Source organism: Acinetobacter sp. CIP 102129 (assembly GCF_000368305.1).
Lineage (GTDB): Bacteria > Pseudomonadota > Gammaproteobacteria > Pseudomonadales > Moraxellaceae > Acinetobacter > Acinetobacter parvus.
On the sequence record NZ_KB849339.1, the window covers coordinates 361,542 to 380,120 of the forward strand.

At 40.9% G+C, this 18,579-nt stretch carries 19 protein-coding genes; 10 read left to right on the forward strand and 9 right to left on the reverse strand.

The window, feature by feature from the left end; translation table 11 throughout:
* Positions 1-95 precede the first annotated feature (95 nt).
* A complete protein-coding gene (locus F973_RS03315) occupies positions 96-659 on the forward strand; it encodes an FxsA family protein (protein WP_004758145.1) in 564 nt (187 codons plus the stop codon).
* 46 nt (positions 660-705) lie between these two features.
* Here the strand turns inward: F973_RS03315 and F973_RS03320 are convergent, their stop codons facing one another.
* Entirely contained in the window at positions 706-888 is a 183-nt protein-coding gene (locus F973_RS03320; protein ID WP_004677645.1) for a hypothetical protein, read from the reverse strand.
* 148 nt (positions 889-1,036) lie between these two features.
* Positions 1,037-2,203 (reverse strand): methionine adenosyltransferase, encoded by a 1,167-nt coding sequence (metK, locus tag F973_RS03325; protein ID WP_004758144.1) that lies wholly within the window; start codon positions 2,201-2,203, stop codon positions 1,037-1,039.
* 385 nt (positions 2,204-2,588) lie between these two features.
* Here metK and tkt point away from each other — a divergent pair, with 385 nt between their 5' ends.
* The gene (tkt, locus tag F973_RS03330) at positions 2,589-4,577 is read left to right on the forward strand and encodes a transketolase (RefSeq protein ID WP_004759990.1); all 1,989 of its coding nucleotides are present in this window, start codon (positions 2,589-2,591) and stop codon (positions 4,575-4,577) included.
* A 55-nt stretch (positions 4,578-4,632) separates the two neighbouring features.
* Here the strand turns inward: tkt and F973_RS03335 are convergent, their stop codons facing one another.
* On the reverse strand, positions 4,633-5,040 hold the full coding sequence (locus F973_RS03335; RefSeq protein ID WP_004680844.1) for an OsmC family protein: 408 nt from the start codon (positions 5,038-5,040) through the stop codon (positions 4,633-4,635).
* Between the two features lie 227 nt (positions 5,041-5,267).
* On the opposite strand from F973_RS03335, the gene F973_RS03340 reads away from it, so the two are divergent.
* Positions 5,268-5,846, forward strand: coding sequence for a YceI family protein (locus F973_RS03340; RefSeq protein WP_004677637.1), 579 nt, complete (start codon positions 5,268-5,270; stop codon positions 5,844-5,846).
* 556 nt (positions 5,847-6,402) lie between these two features.
* On the opposite strand, the gene F973_RS03345 is transcribed toward F973_RS03340, so the two are convergent.
* A complete protein-coding gene (locus F973_RS03345) occupies positions 6,403-7,050 on the reverse strand; it encodes an A1S_1983 family putative colistin resistance protein (RefSeq protein ID WP_004758142.1) in 648 nt (215 codons plus the stop codon).
* Positions 7,051-7,148: 98 nt separating this feature from the next.
* Here F973_RS03345 and ispF point away from each other — a divergent pair, with 98 nt between their 5' ends.
* The gene (gene ispF, locus F973_RS03350) at positions 7,149-7,640 is read left to right on the forward strand and encodes a 2-C-methyl-D-erythritol 2,4-cyclodiphosphate synthase (protein WP_004680840.1); all 492 of its coding nucleotides are present in this window, start codon (positions 7,149-7,151) and stop codon (positions 7,638-7,640) included.
* Here the strand turns inward: ispF and F973_RS03355 are convergent.
* From F973_RS03355 to glnL, 5 genes are all read right to left on the reverse strand, one after another.
* The gene (locus F973_RS03355) at positions 7,628-8,152 is read right to left on the reverse strand and encodes a protein tyrosine phosphatase family protein (protein ID WP_004680839.1); all 525 of its coding nucleotides are present in this window, start codon (positions 8,150-8,152) and stop codon (positions 7,628-7,630) included. The genes ispF and F973_RS03355 overlap by 13 nt on opposite strands.
* 145 nt (positions 8,153-8,297) lie before the next feature.
* Entirely contained in the window at positions 8,298-9,218 is a 921-nt protein-coding gene (argF, locus tag F973_RS03360) for an ornithine carbamoyltransferase (RefSeq protein ID WP_004758140.1), read from the reverse strand.
* Between the two features lie 112 nt (positions 9,219-9,330).
* Positions 9,331-9,972: a TetR/AcrR family transcriptional regulator gene (locus tag F973_RS03365; protein ID WP_004759991.1), complete on the reverse strand. Its 642-nt coding sequence runs from the start codon at positions 9,970-9,972 to the stop codon at positions 9,331-9,333.
* A gap of 146 nt (positions 9,973-10,118) precedes the next feature.
* Positions 10,119-11,621, reverse strand: a complete 1,503-nt coding sequence (gene glnG / locus F973_RS03370; RefSeq protein ID WP_004759992.1) for a nitrogen regulation protein NR(I) — start codon at positions 11,619-11,621, stop codon at positions 10,119-10,121.
* Entirely contained in the window at positions 11,608-12,717 is a 1,110-nt protein-coding gene (gene glnL, locus F973_RS03375; RefSeq protein ID WP_004758138.1) for a nitrogen regulation protein NR(II), read from the reverse strand. Before glnL ends, glnG begins: the two co-directional genes overlap by 14 nt.
* 328 nt (positions 12,718-13,045) lie before the next feature.
* Between glnL and rimO the strand changes: the two genes are divergently transcribed.
* From rimO to ispC, 6 genes are all read left to right on the forward strand, one after another.
* Positions 13,046-14,389, forward strand: a complete 1,344-nt coding sequence (gene rimO, locus F973_RS03380; protein WP_004759997.1) for a 30S ribosomal protein S12 methylthiotransferase RimO — start codon at positions 13,046-13,048, stop codon at positions 14,387-14,389.
* 48 nt (positions 14,390-14,437) lie between these two features.
* A complete protein-coding gene (gene pyrH / locus F973_RS03385; RefSeq protein WP_004677620.1) occupies positions 14,438-15,166 on the forward strand; it encodes a UMP kinase in 729 nt (242 codons plus the stop codon).
* 75 nt (positions 15,167-15,241) lie between these two features.
* Positions 15,242-15,796: a ribosome recycling factor gene (frr, locus tag F973_RS03390; RefSeq protein WP_004677618.1), complete on the forward strand. Its 555-nt coding sequence runs from the start codon at positions 15,242-15,244 to the stop codon at positions 15,794-15,796.
* 4 nt (positions 15,797-15,800) lie between these two features.
* Positions 15,801-16,550, forward strand: a complete 750-nt coding sequence (uppS, locus tag F973_RS03395) for a polyprenyl diphosphate synthase (RefSeq protein WP_004680833.1) — start codon at positions 15,801-15,803, stop codon at positions 16,548-16,550.
* Between the two features lie 2 nt (positions 16,551-16,552).
* Positions 16,553-17,377 carry a phosphatidate cytidylyltransferase gene (locus F973_RS03400; RefSeq protein WP_004759999.1) on the forward strand — a complete coding sequence of 275 codons (825 nt, stop codon included), beginning with the start codon at positions 16,553-16,555 and terminating at the stop codon, positions 17,375-17,377.
* Positions 17,378-18,574: a 1-deoxy-D-xylulose-5-phosphate reductoisomerase gene (gene ispC / locus F973_RS03405; protein WP_004760001.1), complete on the forward strand. Its 1,197-nt coding sequence runs from the start codon at positions 17,378-17,380 to the stop codon at positions 18,572-18,574.
* The last annotated feature ends 5 nt before the right edge of the window (positions 18,575-18,579 follow it).

Consider the following 18,579-nt stretch of genomic DNA (forward strand, 5'->3'; position numbering starts at 1 on the left):
AAGTACCCATCAACTTATTTATTGAATTCATTTTATGTATTGTGTCAGCCTAATTGACCAGTTTTTTGCACAAGTTTTTAATTTTGAGATTTGAAATGACTCTACTTCTTATCGTGGTATTTGGCACAATTGCTGAAGTTTTAGTATGGATTGGCGTGGGCGACCTCGTTGGAAGTATGTGGTATGTCTTTTTCTGGTTCATCATTGCATTTTTCATTGGTCTGAACCTTGTTCGCTCAAGCACCTCCAACATTATGCCGCAATTACAGCAAATGCAGATGACTGGACAGCTTGGGAGTGATCCAGCAGTAACCAAGAAGCTGGCAATTGCGATGTCTGGTTTTCTGCTAATGTTACCAGGTTTGATTTCCGATGTACTGGCTGTATTGGTACTTATCCCAGCCGTTCAAACTGCTTTCCGCAACGCGCTCATGAAAACGATGGCCAAGCGTCAACAAGCCCTGATGGACCAAATGATGGGTGGAATGGGTAGCGGTGCGGCTGGTAGACAGAATCCATTTGCTGATCTTATGCGTCAAATGCAGGAGATGCAAAATCAGCAAGGTGGCGGGCAATATCGTGATTCAACTGTGATTGACGGGGAAGCGCGTGAAGTGAAACCTGAGCAAAAGAAAATTGAATTTAAAGATGTGAATTAATTAGCGTTGATTTTAATAAAGGCACACTTTCAAACAGTGTGCTTTTTTATGCCTCATTTTTAGATGGGCTGTCCTTTTTTTGCTCTGGCTGGGTATGTTGGTCTGTTTCTTTTAAACCAGCACGATATTGGTTTGGAACCAGTGTCGTTAATTCATTTTCAGATTGTTTGTATTTACGAGTGCGGTTTGCACGTTCGCGAAATCCACCCTTGTTGATCAATTGAGTCATAACCATGTATCCGAAATGATTGAAATTGTATTTTAGCAAATGCTGTGCAAGATCAAAATAATATAGTTCCCAATGTAAATTTTAGGACATAGGTGAGGAGAGCATAAAAAAGCTCGCGATGAGCGAGCTTTTAAAATGAGGTAAGACGTTACAGTCCAGCTGCATCTTTTAACACATCAACCTTATCGGTTTTTTCCCATGTAAATGCAGTGTCTGAACCCTCACGACCAAAGTGGCCATACGCAGCAGTTTGCTTATACATCGGTTGGATCAGGTTCAACATGCGGGTGATACCGTATGGACGTAAATCAAAGTGTTCACGAACCAATTGAATAATCAACTCATCTGAAACTTTGCCTGTATTGAATGTATTGATTGAAATGGAGGTTGGCTCTGCAACACCGATTGCATAACTCACCTGAATTTCACATTTGTCAGCAAGACCTGCAGCAACAATATTTTTCGCAACATAACGACCTGCATAGGCTGCAGAACGGTCAACTTTTGATGGATCTTTACCAGAGAAAGCACCGCCACCATGACGTGCCATACCGCCATAAGTATCGACAATAATCTTACGACCAGTTAGACCACAGTCACCTACAGGACCACCAATCACAAACATACCTGTTGGATTGATATGGAATTTTGTACCTGCATGGAACATTTCAGCAGGAATAATCGGTTTTACGATTTCTTCAATCACAGCTTCTTTTAAGTTAGCTTGACTAATTTCAGGATCGTGCTGAGTTGATAATACAACTGCATCTAAACGAACTGGCATACCATTTTCATAAGCAAAGGTAACTTGGCTTTTTGCATCTGGACGTAACCAAGGTAAAGCACCTGAACGGCGTAATTCTGCTTGACGCTCCATTAAACGGTGCGCATAAGAAATTGGGGCAGGCATGAGTACATCTGTCTCACGGCTTGCATAACCGAACATTAAGCCTTGGTCGCCAGCACCTTGATCTTCAGGTTTTTGACGGTCAACACCTTGAGCAATCTCTGGAGATTGTTTACCAATCATATTGATCACGGCACAAGTTGATCCGTCGAAACCTAAATCAGAGTGATGATAGCCAATACCATTTACGGTTTGACGCACAATTGCTTCAAAGTCGACATTTGCTGTCGTTGTAATTTCACCAGCAAGAACAACCGCACCTGTTTTTACTAATGTTTCACAAGCGACACGCGCATACGGGTCTTCTTTTAGGATTGCATCTAAAATAGCATCACTAATTTGGTCAGCCATTTTGTCTGGATGACCTTCGCTTACAGATTCTGAAGTAAAAACAGCATACTCGCGCATGAACGTCCTATCATGGTTATTTTCAAAAAGACAGAGTATGTTACATCGACTTGGCGGATAGGACTAGCATAAGCTGACTAAAATGCATGAATTTATTTCATTTTCATTGTGTTTTTATTGATATGCGTATCAGTAAAACTAATATTAATGCTTTAATTAATAAAGTTTTCCTGAATTGTAAATTTTCATATTGGAATGAATGTATTTTAGTGGTTGTTTAGATGGTGAGCATTTATATAAAGAATTGTATTTGAATGATCAAAATATAAGAAATATCGTGTATTGCACTTTACCCCATCTTGTTTTTTTAAGACAATAGTCGCAGTTTTTGAAAGATGATTTCTCATCTTCTCTACATCTTATTGATTTAATCGGATTCTGACTTATGACAACCCCTTTAAATGAACGCCGTATTGCAAATGCAATTCGTGTCTTGGCTATGGATGCTGTGCAACAAGCAAACTCAGGGCATCCTGGTGCTCCAATGGGGATGGCAGATATCGCTGACGTAGTTTGGCGCGAATTTTTAAATCATAACCCAAGTAACCCTCAATGGGTGAACCGTGACCGCTTTGTATTGTCTAATGGTCACGGCTCAATGTTGCAATATGCGTTATTGCATTTGACGGGTTATGAATTATCTATTGAAGATTTAAAACAGTTCCGTCAATTACACTCTAAAACTCCAGGTCATCCAGAATTGGGTTATGCACCTGGTATCGAAACCACAACAGGTCCATTGGGTCAGGGGATTGCCAATGCTGTTGGTTTTGCTTTAGCTGAAAGAACTTTAGCTGCGCAATTTAACAAAAATGGTTTAAACGTTGTTGATCACTTCACTTATTGCTTCTTGGGTGATGGCTGCTTGATGGAAGGTATTTCGCACGAAGTATGTTCACTTGCAGGTACTTTAGGTCTTGGTAAGTTGATTGCTTACTACGATGACAACGGGATTTCAATTGATGGTGAAGTAGAAGGTTGGTTTAGTGATGATACTGAGCAACGTTTCAAAGCTTATGGCTGGCAAGTGCTTCGTGTAGACGGTCATGATGCTGATGCGATTCGTCAAGCAACTGTTGAAGCGAAAGCTGAAAGCAATAAGCCAACAATTATTATCTGTAAAACGATTATTGGTTTAGGCTCACCAAACAAACAAGGTAAAGAAGATTGCCACGGTGCGCCACTGGGCAAAGACGAAATTGCTTTAACACGTGAAGCATTAGGCTGGAAAGAAGACGCATTTGTTATTCCTGAAGATGTTTATGCTGCTTGGGATGCAAAAGCAAAAGGTCAAGCATCTGAAACCGCTTGGAATGAATTATTTGCTGAATATCAAGCAAAATATCCAACTGAAGCGGCTGAATTATTACGTCGTATCAATGGCGACTTACCAGCAGAATTTGCTGCACAAGCTGATGCATTCATTGCTGAAACCAATGCAAAAGCTGAAACCATTGCAACTCGTAAAGCAAGCCAAAATACTTTACAGGCATTCGGTCCATTACTGCCTGAATTATTAGGTGGTTCTGCTGACTTGGCTGGCTCTAACTTAACACTTTGGAAAGGTTGCCAAGGCGTACAAGAAAATCCAGCGGGTAACTACGTGTATTACGGCGTTCGTGAATTCGGTATGACCGCAATCGCAAATGGTGTAGCTTTACACGGTGGTTTTGTTCCTTACGTTGCAACATTCTTGATGTTTATGGAATATGCACGTAATGCAGTACGTATGTCAGCATTGATGAAGCAACGTGTGATTCATGTTTATACACATGACTCAATTGGTTTAGGTGAAGATGGCCCTACGCATCAACCAATCGAACAAATTGCATCGTTACGTGGTACACCAAACTTAAATACTTGGCGTCCATGCGATACGGTTGAAGCGGCTGTTTCTTGGAAATCTGCTCTTCAGCGTAAAGAAGGTCCGACTGCGTTAATTTTCTCTCGTCAAAACTTGCCATTCCAAGTGCGTAATGAAGCTCAAATTCAAAACGTTGCAAAAGGTGGTTATGTACTTGCTGAAGAAAAAGGTGAGTTGAAAGCAATCATTATTGCTACAGGTTCAGAAGTTTCATTGGCAATGGAAGCGTATGCACAACTTGAAGGTGTGCGTGTAGTGTCTATGCCATGTGCTGAAGAGTTTGTGAAACAAGATGCTGCATATCGTGAAGCTGTATTACCTGCACATATCCGTGCGCGTGTAGCGGTTGAAGCGGCTCATGTGGATTACTGGTGGAAGTTTGTTGGTTTAGACGGCAAAGTGATTGGTATGACCACTTACGGCGAATCTGCTCCAGCAAAAGACTTGTTCCAGTTCTTCGGTATTACTACTGAAGCAGTTGTTGCTGCGGTTAAAGAGTTGACTGCTTAATTGAATTAATAGTTAAAAAGCGTCCTGAATAGGGCGCTTTTTTTTGTGAATGAAATTAAATGCTAAGTTCAGTTTGAATCGAAATATTAGACGTTAATAATTTATGAACAGGACAACTTTCCGCAACTTTTAATAAGCGTTTATGCTGTTCTTCAGTAAATTCACCTTTTAGCGTAATCTTGCGCTCAATGTTGTTTTGACCTGCTTCAGGTTCAGCATTGGGATTTAAAGCTAAATCGACCTGAACATGATCAAGCTTAATTCCTTTATGATTCGCATACATCTCTAAAGTAATGGTTGTACATGCACCTAAAGCAGACAAGAGTAACTGAATTGGGTTTGGTGCAGTATCTTGACCACCTTTATCTGCTGGTTCATCTGCATACCAAGTATGACCCGAAGAATCCGTCAACGAAACGCGATAAGGTGTAGATGTACTGAGTGCTTGTGCTGTATGTGTCATGTTTTACCTTTTTGTTTATCTTTAAAAATTTGAATAAAAATATGTCAATTGATGATGTCGTTCTAGCGACAATATGTATAGTACCGAATAGTCTTATGATATTCGTTTTACGTAACAACTGTAACGCTTTTATTGTTGCACTGGTGAAACATATCGTTTTATAAAGAATGGTGAATAAAATTATGTGATCTATAAACTAAACAACATATCAAACAAGGATACGAAAAATGCAGTTTAAAACATTAAGCCTCGGTTTAGCAGTTGCCATCGCAAGTTCAGTCACTTTGGCGGCACCAGTAGACTATAAGATTGACCCAACTCATACAGCGACTGTATTTAGCTGGAACCATTTTGGTTTCTCTACACCAAGCGCGAATTTTACTGATATTCAGGGTGTAATTAAAGTTGATAATGCAAAACCAGCGAATTCTTCTGTTGAGGTCACTATTCCGATCAGTAGTGTAAATACCAATGTGCCTGCCTTGGATAAAGAGTTCCAGGAAGAAGCTTGGTTTAACGCTGCTAAGTATCCGAATATCACTTTTAAAAGCACTAAAGTCGAAACTAAAGACAAAAAACACTTCAAAATTACGGGTGATTTAACTGTTAAAGGTGTAACAAAGCCTGTGGTTTTAGATGCTGTGCTGAATAAACAAGGCGAGCACCCAATGGCGAAAGTGCCAGCGATTGGCTTTAATGCCACAACATCATTTAACCGTTCTGCATTTGGCATCGGAAATTACGTGCCGAATGTAGGAGATAAGATCACTGTCAATATTACCACTGAAGCAACTGCTGCAAAGTAAAATCAAACAAATTATTAGATTGATAAAAAAAGCTCATGGAACTAGTCCCTGAGCTTTTTTTAATTTTGCTTGTAAATTGTAAGCGCCCGCTGAACCCCATGGCTGTTTTTTAATTTTGGTCGGATTTCCAGCGGTGTGGTAGTAATTCTTCGCTTCGCAAGAGATGCGATGGATGTCTGGTTATTTGTAGTCATAAATTTAAGTCCCCACTTATTTTTAACTGGGGACTAAATTAAGGCTTATAGGACAAATTCATAAGGTGTGTTCAGCGGACGCTTACATTTATGGTGAGTATCATGATAATGTTTCATGACTTTTTCACGTAAATCTACAGAATATATTTTAGGCATGAGTGAAGTCTCAAATAAATCCAAGTGTAGCTTATATTTTGCTAATTGCTATATATTGCTTATTATGAAATTCCTTGCATTTCAAGGAGTTTACTATGCCTCATATTGTTGTCATCGGTGCAGGAATTACAGGCGTTACCTCTGCCTATTAAAGAATAAAAGCCGATGTATAAAAACATCGGCTTTTGAAATTCAATCATTCAAGTTTAGTCATATAAACGGTAGATGCCTGTAAAACGTTCGCAGCCTTTTTGATCTGTTTTAACAATCAGTAAGGCCTTTTGAAAATCAAACTGATATTGGCATTTCTTTTCATTATCAGTGATCTGATTTTTTTGTTCAGGTGTACTGTAGGCAAGCAATGACAATATTTGGGTTTCCAGCCGATTGTTTGGGTTGCGATAAGCAATACCCTCAATTTTAAGCTTGTCTTTATCCAGTTGATGAATCTGTAAATGAATGGGTTGAGCGGCTAATTTTCCCTGTTCATATTTTAGATAATGCTGGGTTAGCTTCTGGTTCATTGAGGTATAAAAATTCAGGTCATCCAAACGCAATTCAAACTGTTGTTGATAGCAGGTTTTAGATTTGCATTGCTGTAACTGTTTTAACCATAATCTCTGGGTATCATGTAATAGCTGTAAGGGGGCATCGGTCACCAAATAAGCAGTTAAAAACTTATTGTTGAGTTTAATTCGCTGTTCATCATATTGCTTGGAACATATCTTTTTAAGGGTAAGTGTACGATCTGAGCAATCGATTGATTTCGCAAATGTAAATGTTGAGCAAAAACAACTCAATGTGATGATATAACCGACGTTCTTTAATTGATTTCTTACCGTATTCAACAGCATAATGACGCATACTTTCAGTCTAATTTGCTCAATGTACTATAGCGAAATAGAAAGCCAGAATACAAGATTTGTTCAGTATATTGTAAAAGGAAAATCATATGGTTGCTCACATTCGTATTGGACAGGGAATGGATGTACATGCTTTTGAAGAAGGCAGCTTTGTTACCTTGGCGGGTATTCAGATTCCCCACACACATGGTTTAAAAGCCCATTCTGATGGAGATGTGGTGCTGCATGCATTGTGTGATGCATTATTGGGCGCATTGGCTTTAGGGGATATAGGGCAGTATTTCCCTGACACTGACCCAGAATATAAGGGTGCAGATAGTCGGGTATTGCTTAAGCATGTATATCAGTTGATTTTAGATCGTGGTTATCATCTCAATAATGCTGACATTACTGTGGCCTGCGAACGGCCAAAACTTGCCAAACATAATCTGGAGATGCGTCAAAGCATCGCAGATGTCATGAATGTGGATGTTACACAAATTAGTATTAAGGCGACCACAACTGAAAAACTAGGTTTTACTGGCCGTCAGGAAGGCATTCTGGCAATGGCAACAGTGCTTGTTTCCCATCAGGCAAAATGATCTGCATTGATCAATGACTGCTGTAATTCCTGTGTTGCTTTACGACCTTGCAGTTGTAAGCTAATGCTGTGAATCAGGCCTGTCCAGGTCTCATTCGGTTCCCAGATTTGATGAAGCAACTCTTGGGCAATAGGTAAATCAATATTCATATAAAACTGCCGATATAAATACATCAAGCAACTGACACGCATATTCTGGGCACAATGTAACCAGACAATTTTATTTTGAACCAGATGGTCAATTAAATCCAAAATAAAAAGACACTGTTCTGAGCAGGGAATATCCCAGTCAATGGGGATATGAATATAGTTTAGCCCCAAACCCAGACAAATTTGATCCTGTTGGGATAAGTGATTTTCAGACTTACTCGTCGCAAGGTTAATGACTGTACTACAACCATATTCTTTAATCTGCTGCAACTGCTCAACTGAGGGTTGGGCAGAGCTAAACAGGTGCTCATGCACCAAAGAAAAACCCGGTATCTGAGATAAAGCTTGTTCGAGTGAAGTCATAAGGTTCGCTATACAATGATTGAAGTTCTCATGATATGAGAAACTTATTTTTAAAATGCTGGCTTTACTATAAGTGTTTTTATTTCAGTGTTCAATTTAGATTGGATAAATAAAAACAGCATCATGAGGATGCTGTTTTTTGTATTTAGTCTTTGTTTAAATTCTCATTGAGCAGGAATTCCATTAATGCCTTTTGAGCATGCAAACGATTTTCCGCTTCATCCCAGACCACTGCATTTTTATGGTCCAGCATGTGTTCAGAAATTTCTTCGCCGCGGTGTGCGGGTAAGCAATGCATAAATAAACAATCTGGATGAGCCAGATCCATCAATTTTTCATTCACTTGGAAATCAGCAAATGCTTTTTCACGAAGCTTTTGTTCTTCTTCTTGCCCCATGCTTGCCCAAACATCTGTTACGATCAGGTCTGCATTAACCGCTGCATCTTCAGCCTTGTTGAACACTTCCACACAGTCAGCAAACTCGGCAAGAAACTCAGGTTTTGGCTCATAACCCTCAGGAGAGGCGATCTTGAGTTTAAAACCCATCAGATGTGCCGCTTCAACATAAGAGTTGCACATATTGTTACCGTCACCAATCCAGGCTACTGTCTTGCCTGCAATGCTGCCACGATGTTCCTGATAGGTTTGTAAATCAGCAAGTAACTGGCAAGGGTGGTGATCATCCGTAAGACCGTTAATGACAGGTACTTTAGAATAAGAAGCAAAACGCTCTACGATGTCATGCCCAAAAGTACGGATCATCACAATATCAAGCATGCTTGATATTACGCGGGCAGAATCTTCAATTGGCTCACCGCGACCCAGTTGGGTGTCACGTGGCGAAAGAAAAATCGCATTACCCCCAAACTGGCAGATGCCTGCTTCAAAAGAAATACGGGTACGTGTACTCGACTTTTCAAAAATCATTCCTAAAACTTTACCAACAAAAGGTTGATATACCGTATTGCTGTGCTGCATACGCTTGAGTTCTTGCGCACGATCTAAAATGCGTTGCAGTTCTAATGAGGATAGGTCACGTAAAGTTAGGAAATGCCGAAGCGCCATAGCTACTCCCACAATAATTATTGAATAAAAACAATAATTAATTGTTGTTTGACGAGTGGTGAATAAAAAAGAATTGACTACTATACTATACGCGCAGGAAAATGCAAAAGAATTAGACTTTTTGATGAGCTTTTAAGAATAAATCAACGGAATAATTAATATAATCAGTTATTTCAGCGTCATTTGCTGATACTTCTAAACCCATTAAAAGTCGCCATTCCACATCACGTAAAATTCCGAAATACATCATGGCGGAGAAATGGGGGTTAGAGCAGTATATTGCATTGAGGTCGTTTGCCTGACCTAAAGCAAATGCAATCGTATTCTGTATATTTAAAGCACATTGGTCATAAAAATAGTGCGCTAATTGTATATCTTTTTGAGTTTGCTCTGTGAACAGACGCATAAAGGCAATGTTCTCGGGCTTTATGATATGTTGATAAAAACGGATCAAGGTCTGGTTTAGATAGTTTTTGAGATCAATCTTTTCTGGAATATAGGGTACGCAAACCCCCTTGAAAAAAACTTCTCGCCGATAATCACAAATGGCGGTAAACAAGCCTTCTTTATTGCCGAAATATTTATAGATAGACGTTTTTGATCCACTCGCATGATTGACAATATCATCCAGAGAAACAGCATCATAACCACGTTCCAGAAATAAATCGGTTGCACAAATGAGCAAGGCAAGACGACGTTCCTGTCCACGGCGAGTTTGAGGCTGTTCGCAACTTGGGTAACAAATATCAGTCATTATATTCAAGAGAAGTGGGTTGAGTGATCTGTATTATAGCAAAAACCATATACATTGTATGGCTATGAAGTTGATGAGTGTTGCAAATCCTCCTGATAATAAAAAAGCGAGACATGATTTGCTCGCTTTTTTAATGGCTTAGTCTTTTAGGCTGAACGAATTTCCTCGTCATCATCATCTTCAGATGAATCCATGCCAAGCTCCTTGAGTTTACGTGTTAGGGTATTGCGTCCCCAACCCAAAAGCTCAGCAGCATGACGTTTACGTCCACGTGTTTGTTGGAGTGCGGCATTAATCAATGTGCGTTCAAACATCGGTGTTGCGATATCCAGAATTTTCATTTCACCATTTTTGAGTTTTTGAATAGCCCATTGGCCCAACAACTCATCCCAATGGTGGACGGCAATGCGTTCAACCATTGCTGGGCTGGTCGCTGTTGGCTGCACGGCATCACTTGTTGTTTTTTGGATTGAGACTTGTTTAAGTTCTGCGGGTAAATCTTCAGGATAAACATCGCGACCCGTAATCATCACGGTAAGCCAGCGACAGGTGTTTTCTAGTTGGCGAACGTTGCCTGGCCACGGTAGCTGTTGCATATAATCCGTTGTTTCAGTGCGTAGGATTTTGGGACTTACGCCAAGTTCCTTGCCTGCACGTGCCAGAAAGTGCTGTGCCAGCATTGGAATGTCTTCACTACGATGGGCAAGTTTAGGAATGTGAATACGGATTACGTTGAGACGATGATACAAGTCTTCGCGGAAACGTCCTTCATTAACCAGCTTTTCCAGGTCCTGATGGGTTGCCGCCACAATGCGCACATCTACTTTTACTGGAATATGTCCACCAACACGATAGAATTCACCATCCGCAAGCACACGGAGTAGACGTGTCTGGGTTTCAAATGGCATATCACCAATTTCATCCAGGAATAATGTACCGCCATTGGCTTGTTCAAAACGTCCTTGATGCTGGGTGTTTGCACCTGTAAATGCACCTTTTTCGTGACCAAACAACTCGGTTTCAATCAAGTCTTTTGGAATTGCCGCCATATTCAGCGCAATAAAAGGTTTGGCACGGCGAGGCGAATGTTTGTGCAGTGCATGGGCCACCAGCTCTTTGCCTGTACCAGATTCACCATTAATCAATACAGTAATATGCGATTGTGATAAACGTCCAATGGCACGGAACACTTCCTGCATTGCAGGTGATTCACCGATAATCTCAGTGGATTTTAATGGTGCAGCCGCCGCCGCTTTGCTGGCTTCCTGCTGTTGAAGCTTGGTGATATGCAAAATGGCACGATTGACCAATGCCAGTGCCTCATCAATATCAAAAGGCTTTGGCAGGTACTCAAAAGCACCAGTCTGGTAACTTGATACCGCTGACTCCAAATCAGAGTGGGCGGTCATGATAATCACAGGTAGGTCAGGATGGGTATTCTTTACTTTAGACAGAAAAGTTAAACCATCAATCCCAGGCATGCGAATATCAGTCAAAATGACATCAGGGGCATCATCATGTAAACGTTCCAGCGCTGTTTGTGCTTCTTCAAAATTGGTAACGTCAAAACCTTCTTCTTTAAAAGTTTTTTCGAGTACCCAACGCATGGCACGATCATCATCAATTACCCAAATTTTATTTCGTGACACGGTCTGACTCCCAAGGTAGATATAAGCTAAATACGGTTTTTCCTGGAACGGATTGACATTCGATCATTCCGTTATGTTGATGCATGATGTTTTGCGCAATACTGAGGCCAAGTCCTGTACCTTTCGCTCGTCCAGTCACAAGCGGGTAAAATACCGACTCTAATATACTTTCTGGAACACCTGGTCCATTGTCTTCAATATCAATTCTTATCGATGAGCGATTTAGAACACCGTTAATTGTGACTAAGCGTTGAATGCGCGTTCTTAAAATCAGCTCTGGTTCTGAATCGACAAAAAAATCTTTATTTTCAGTCATTGCTTGCACAGCATTTACGCTGATATTCAGCATGACTTGAATCAGTTGATCACGGTCAGCCATCACATCAGGTAAAGACAGGTCGTAATCACGAGTAATCTTAATTTTTTTCTTCGTTTGATTGACAATAAGTGAACGAACGCGCTCTAAAGGTTCATGCACATTAACTAGCTCATAGCTTGGTAATTGACGTGAACCAAGCATGGTATCTGCTAGATTGGTTAAGCGATCTACTTCACTAATAATAATGTCGGTAAACTCACGATAGCTTTCATCATTTAAGCTGCGAGCAAGTAATTGTGTTGCACCACGAATGCCCGCTAAAGGATTTTTAATTTCATGTGCCACGCCGCGAACTAGTTGGCGGGCAACCTGATGCTGCTGAACCAGATTTTCTTCCTTGGAAATTTTTAGCATCCGATCAATTGGGTTTAGCTCAATCAATAACAGGGGATGGTAGCTCTTTCCTGTATTAAGCTGTGAAACTGTATAATCCACATGAATCGGTTTGAAATTTACATTGATTACCGCTTCACGACGTGTGTAATGCTGTCCACTTTCTAATGTGTTGAGTAAAGCTTCGTGGGTATTAAAGGTATCATCGTGGGCATGCAGTAAATTTAAGATAGGTTGACCTGATGCACGGAGTAAGCTGACATCAAATAACGCTTCACAAGCGGAGTTCAAATAAAAAATATTAAGCTTACTATCGACCAATAAAATGGCAGTCGTTAAATTATCTACTAGGAGTCGATAGTCGATAGTGTGGTGTTGATCCATTTGTGAATCGTCCTGTATTAAAATGGCGCAATAAATATATGTATAAGTGAATAGCCATTCATGTCTAAGGTTTATGTAATGCAAAATGTAAGCCAACTTTTGATAGGCTAAATTTCAACAACTTAGTTAAAAGATATGACGTTTATGCTGTATTTTTCACATAGGTACGGTTTTATCTGGATTTTATAATGTTCTAAATTGGTGCAATGTAGGATTTTATTTAAAATATTGGTTGTATTTTGGTGCATTGATTAAACTGTGCAATCCCCACCTGTTTTTATCACTCGAAAAGTCATACAATACGCCGATTCAAGTGGAGCGCAGATTCATGAAGACCCCCAAAGTCGGTTTTGTATCTTTAGGTTGTCCTAAGGCATTGGTAGATTCTGAACGAATTTTAACCCAGTTAAAAACTGAAGGTTATCAAGTGGCATCAGATTATGACGGTGCTGACCTGGTTGTTGTTAATACCTGTGGTTTTATTGAGTCTGCGGTACAAGAGTCGCTGGATGCGATTGGTGAGGCCATGAGTGAGAATGGTCGTGTGATCGTCACGGGCTGTTTGGGCAAAGACGAAGATAAAATCCGCCAAATGCACCCAAATGTACTGAAAGTGACAGGTGCGGCAGCCTATCAGGACGTGATGGAGGCAGTGCATGAGTATGTGCCTGCACCACCAAAGCACAACCCGTTTATTGATCTAGTTCCAGAGCAGGGTGTGCGTTTAACACCGAAGCATTATGCTTATCTCAAAATATCCGAAGGCTGTAACCACCGCTGTACATTCTGCATCATCCCAAGCATGCGTGGAGACCTTGTTTCTCGTCCAGTAGGGAAAGTATTGGATGAAGCGGCAGCATTGAAACGTGCGGGTGTAAAAGAGGTTCTGGTGATTTCCCAGGATACCTCTGCGTATGGTGTGGACACCAAATATAAGCTGGATTTCTGGAATGGCCAGCCTGTTAAAACCAAATTCTATGATATGTGTGAAGCACTTGGTCAGCTTGGTATTTGGGTGCGTTTACATTATGTCTATCCTTACCCACATGTAGATGCAGTCATTGACCTGATGGCGCAAGGTAAAATCCTGCCTTATTTGGATATCCCTTTTCAACATGCCAGTCCGCGCATCTTAAAATTGATGAAGCGACCAGCCCACAGTGAAAACACCTTGGAACGCCTTAAATTGTGGCGGGAAAAATGCCCTGAATTGGTGATTCGTTCAACTTTTGTTGTGGGTTTCCCTGGTGAAACTGAAGAAGATTTCCAAATACTGTTGGATTGGTTGAAAGAGGCACAGCTTGACCGTGTCGGTTGCTTTACCTATTCACCTGTAGAGGGAGCGACAGCCAATGATCTTCCAGACCATGTACCTGAAGAAATCAAGCAAGAGCGTTATGAGCGTTTCATGGAAGTTCAGCAGGAAATTTCAGCGGCAAAACTGCAAAAGCGTATTGGTCAAACGATGACAGTGCTCGTTGATAGCCTGGAAGAAGAATTCCCAGTTGCGGTTGCCCGTTCTTATGCAGATGCACCAGAAATTGATGGCAATGTATTTGTTGAAGATATTGATAAAAGCGTGATTAAGGCAGGTGACCTGCTTGAAGTCGAAATCACGGATGCAGATGAATATGATTTATTTGCTAAGTTGATTCAGATTAAATCTGCTTAACACAAGATATAAAGAAAATTTTGAGATTGATCGGTTTGGAGTAAAGGTATGTCAGCTTCTAAGAATCCACGTTATGCACGAATTTTGCTCAAGCTTTCTGGTGAGGCTTTAGCTGGAAATAAAGATATGGGTATTGATGCCCAGGTACTGGACCAAATGTCACTTTCGATTGCCCATCTGGTTGGCTTGGGTGTGCAGGTGGGTATCGTTGTTGGTGGTGGTAACTTATACCGTGGTAGCCAGTTGCAGAAAGATGGTCTGGTTGGTCGTGTAACAGGTGACCAAATGGGCATGTTGGCGACGGTGATGAATGGTTTAGCGATGCGTGATGCATTGGTGCGCCGTAATATCAAAACCCGTTTGATGTCTGCTTTGTCAATTGGTACGGTCGTCGAGTCCTATTCTAGCCGTGACGCGATTCGCCATTTAAGTCAGGGCGAAGTATGTGTGTTTGTTGCGGGTACAGGTAATCCATTTTTTACCACAGATACCGCAGCTTGCTTACGTGGTATCGAAATTGAAGCAAACTTGATCCTGAAAGCAACCAAGGTTGATGGCGTTTATAACAAAGACCCAAGTAAATATGAAGATGCAGTTAAATATGATAATTTAACTTTCGATCAGGTTTTGGATGAGAAACTTGGTGTGATGGATTTAACGGCAATCTGCCTATGCCGTGACCACAATGTGCCATTGCAGGTGTTCGATATGAACAAGTCTGGTGCATTGCTTTCTGTTGTGATGGGTGAAAAAGAGGGAACTCACGTTACGAATTAATATACGTGAACCATAAAGCGCTTTATACTACGTTAAATATTTTGTAATACCTCAGGAATAAGTAAGGAAGATCATATGATTAACGATCTCAAAAAAGACAGCGAACAGCGCATGCAGAAAACCCTTGAGTCTTTGGAACAGGGTTTTGCAAAAGTTCGTACTGGACGTGCTCATCCATCTATCTTAAATGGCGTGATGGTTCCTTACTATGGTTCAGATGTTCCATTGAATCAGGTGGCGAACGTGGGTGTTGAAGATTCACGTACCTTAATCGTTCAGCCATTTGAACGTAACATGGTGTCTGCGATTGATAAGGCAATCCGCGAAAGTGACTTGGGCTTAAACCCGATTACCACTGACTCTATTCGTGTGCCGTTGGCTGCCTTAACAGAAGAAACCCGCCGTGACATGCAGAAAGTTGCCCGTTCAGAAGCGGAGAATGCCAAGGTTGCCATCCGTAACATCCGTCGTGATGTTTTAGGTGACATTAAGGCCCTACTGAAAGAAAAAGAAATTTCTGAAGATGATGAGCGCCGTGCAGGTGAAGATATTCAGAAAATCACTGACAAGTTTGTTGCGGAAGTGGACAAACGTCTTGCAGCCAAAGAAGCAGAATTGATGAAGGTCTAATTATATGACCTCACAAGAAGAACAGCTTCTTCCCCAGCATGTTGCCATCATTATGGATGGCAACAATCGTTTTGCCAAAAAAAATCAGATGCAAAAAGGCGATGGGCACCGTGAAGGCAAAAATATCCTTGACCCCATTGTTGAGCATTGTAAAAGTGTCGGCGTAAAAGCATTAACGGTTTTTGCATTTTCAAGTGAAAACTGGAATCGACCACAGTATGAAGTCGATTTACTCATGAAGTTGTTAGAAGATACGATTCATGAGCAACTTCCTCGTATGGAAAAATTTAATATTGCTCTACGTTTCATTGGTGACCGATCACGTCTCTCAGGTCATTTAAGGGATTTGATGCAATATGCAGAACAAAAAACAGCCGCCTTTGATTCCATGACCTTAACTATTGCGATTAGCTATGGTGGCATGTGGGACATGGCGAATGCTGCAAAATGTATTGCTCAGGATGTTCTTGCTGGGAAAGTTCAAACAAACCATATAAATGTTGATTTATTTGATAAATATGTCAGTCTAAATGACCTGCCTGCTGTGGATTTATTAATTCGTACAGGGGGAGATTATCGCCTTTCAAATTTCTTATTGTGGCAAGCTGCATATGCAGAATTGTACTTTACAGAAACTTTATGGCCAGAGTTTACGGTCGAAGAATTGGATTACGCATTTCGTGTTTTTTCAGGGCGTGAGCGACGTTTTGGCAAGACATCCGAACAGATTCAACAAGTGAAAATAGAGAATTAATAATGTTAGAGCGGATAATTACCGCATTGGTATTAGTTGCAGTTGTTTTAAGTTGCATGTTTGCAACGCAATCACATTATCCAATGTTCATGCTTATGATTTTAGCGGCAGGGGTTGCAGGCTACGAGTGGTCTAAATTGATGCCACAGGCGTCGGCGATTGTCTCAAAACCTAAAGCCTGGGTATATGGTGGTTGTGTTGCACTGGTATCAACACTGGCATTGTTTTTTAATGATATTGCCTTACTGCTTTGGGTTGCATCCATTCTTACCTGGCTGGTGAGCATTTACTGGATTAAAAATTTCCCCGATGCTGATAACTGGTACAACGTTTCACTTCACTTGATTGGGTTTGTTTTAATTTCAGCCGCTGTTACCGCAATTTATGCTGTATGGCATAACTCACCGTGGTGGCTGATGTATTTATTTCTATTGGTTTGGGGCGCTGACAGCGGTGCCTACTTTGTTGGCCGTAAGTTTGGTAAAAAGAAGCTTGCCCCGAAAGTCAGTCCAAATAAATCCGTTGAGGGTTTATACGGTGGTATCGCCACAACAGTGATTATTATGCTGGTTGTACAATATTCCTATTTAAATTTAACCGCATTGCAGCTTATTTTATTCCTGATTCTTTCAGTCATTACCGTGTTTGCATCAGTGCTGGGTGACCTGTTTGAATCCATGATCAAGCGTCGTGCAGGGATTAAGGATTCTGGCCGTGTGTTGCCAGGTCATGGTGGTGTGCTGGACCGTATCGATTCACTGCTCGCGTCAGCACCTATTTTTGCTACGGGTATATATATTTTAAAACTGATTGGTGTAGATCTTTAAATGACTCAAGCTGTTTGCATATTGGGTGTAACGGGTTCAATTGGAAAAAGTACTTTAAAAGTATTGGAACAGCATCCAGACGATTACACCGTATTTGCAGTTTCTGCATATAGCCGTTTGGATGAACTTTTAGAAATTTGTAAAAAATACCATCCCAAAATTGTTGTGGTGCCGAATGAAAAAGCATTTGAGTTGCAACAACGTTTAAATCAAGAAAACTTAAAACATATCGAAATTTTGACTGATGAAGCGGGCTTAATCACTATTGCTGAGCATGCCGATGTTGACATCGTCATGGCTGCTATTGTTGGTGCGGCAGGTTTGTTGCCAACTCTTGCCGCAGTCAAGGCAGGTAAGCGTGTCTTGCTTGCCAATAAAGAATCTTTGGTCATGTCTGGCGACATCATGATGCAGGCTGCCCGTAAGCATAATGCACTGTTACTACCCGTTGATTCTGAACATAATGCGATTTTCCAGTCCTTGCCGCATGACTATCTAAATGCTGAAAGGACAGGCCAGCCCCAGTTGGGTGTTTCCCGAATTTTACTGACAGCGTCTGGTGGGCCATTTCTCAACCATTCATTAGAACAATTGCATGATGTAACACCACAACAGGCGTGTAAGCATCCAAACTGGTCTATGGGTCAAAAGATTTCGGTTGATTCTGCGACTTTAATGAATAAAGGGCTGGAATTGATTGAAGCGTGTCATTTGTTTTCAATATCAGAACATTTTGTTACAGTCGTGGTTCATCCACAAAGTATTATTCATTCCATGGTGCAATATGTGGATGGATCAACTTTGGCACAAATGGGTAACCCTGATATGTGCACACCAATTGCACATGCATTGGCCTGGCCTAAACGCCTGGCAACAGATGTTCCTGCGTTAAACTTGTTTGAGACTGCTCAATTGAATTTTCAGCAACCTGATATTGTCAAGTTTCCAGCATTGGACTTGGCTCGTCAGGCGATGCGGGCAGGTGGTTTGGCGCCTACAGTATTAAATGCAGCAAATGAAGTTGCAGTTGCTGCATTTTTGCAGCAAAAAATTCGCTTTACTGAGATTGCGCAAATTGTCGAGAACACTTTGCAAGTTGTACAAAATGCCAAAGCAGAAAACATAGACATCATTTTACAGACTGATATGATCGCTAGACAGGTTGCAGAGAAGTATATTGTGGATATAGGGGGCTAAATCGT

Coding starts and splice junctions, on each gene's coding strand:
- F973_RS03315 (WP_004758145.1), top strand. CDS start 96: ATGACTCTACTTCTTATCGTGGTATTTGGCACAATTGCTGAAGTTTTA.
- F973_RS03320 (WP_004677645.1), bottom strand. CDS start 888: ATGACTCAATTGATCAACAAGGGTGGATTTCGCGAACGTGCAAACCGC.
- metK (WP_004758144.1), bottom strand. CDS start 2,203: ATGCGCGAGTATGCTGTTTTTACTTCAGAATCTGTAAGCGAAGGTCAT.
- tkt (WP_004759990.1), top strand. CDS start 2,589: ATGACAACCCCTTTAAATGAACGCCGTATTGCAAATGCAATTCGTGTC.
- F973_RS03335 (WP_004680844.1), bottom strand. CDS start 5,040: ATGACACATACAGCACAAGCACTCAGTACATCTACACCTTATCGCGTT.
- F973_RS03340 (WP_004677637.1), top strand. CDS start 5,268: ATGCAGTTTAAAACATTAAGCCTCGGTTTAGCAGTTGCCATCGCAAGT.
- F973_RS03345 (WP_004758142.1), bottom strand. CDS start 7,050: ATGCTGTTGAATACGGTAAGAAATCAATTAAAGAACGTCGGTTATATC.
- ispF (WP_004680840.1), top strand. CDS start 7,149: ATGGTTGCTCACATTCGTATTGGACAGGGAATGGATGTACATGCTTTT.
- F973_RS03355 (WP_004680839.1), bottom strand. CDS start 8,152: ATGACTTCACTCGAACAAGCTTTATCTCAGATACCGGGTTTTTCTTTG.
- argF (WP_004758140.1), bottom strand. CDS start 9,218: ATGGCGCTTCGGCATTTCCTAACTTTACGTGACCTATCCTCATTAGAA.
- F973_RS03365 (WP_004759991.1), bottom strand. CDS start 9,972: ATGACTGATATTTGTTACCCAAGTTGCGAACAGCCTCAAACTCGCCGT.
- glnL (WP_004758138.1), bottom strand. CDS start 12,717: ATGGATCAACACCACACTATCGACTATCGACTCCTAGTAGATAATTTA.
- rimO (WP_004759997.1), top strand. CDS start 13,046: ATGAAGACCCCCAAAGTCGGTTTTGTATCTTTAGGTTGTCCTAAGGCA.
- pyrH (WP_004677620.1), top strand. CDS start 14,438: ATGTCAGCTTCTAAGAATCCACGTTATGCACGAATTTTGCTCAAGCTT.
- frr (WP_004677618.1), top strand. CDS start 15,242: ATGATTAACGATCTCAAAAAAGACAGCGAACAGCGCATGCAGAAAACC.
- uppS (WP_004680833.1), top strand. CDS start 15,801: ATGACCTCACAAGAAGAACAGCTTCTTCCCCAGCATGTTGCCATCATT.
- F973_RS03400 (WP_004759999.1), top strand. CDS start 16,553: ATGTTAGAGCGGATAATTACCGCATTGGTATTAGTTGCAGTTGTTTTA.
- ispC (WP_004760001.1), top strand. CDS start 17,378: ATGACTCAAGCTGTTTGCATATTGGGTGTAACGGGTTCAATTGGAAAA.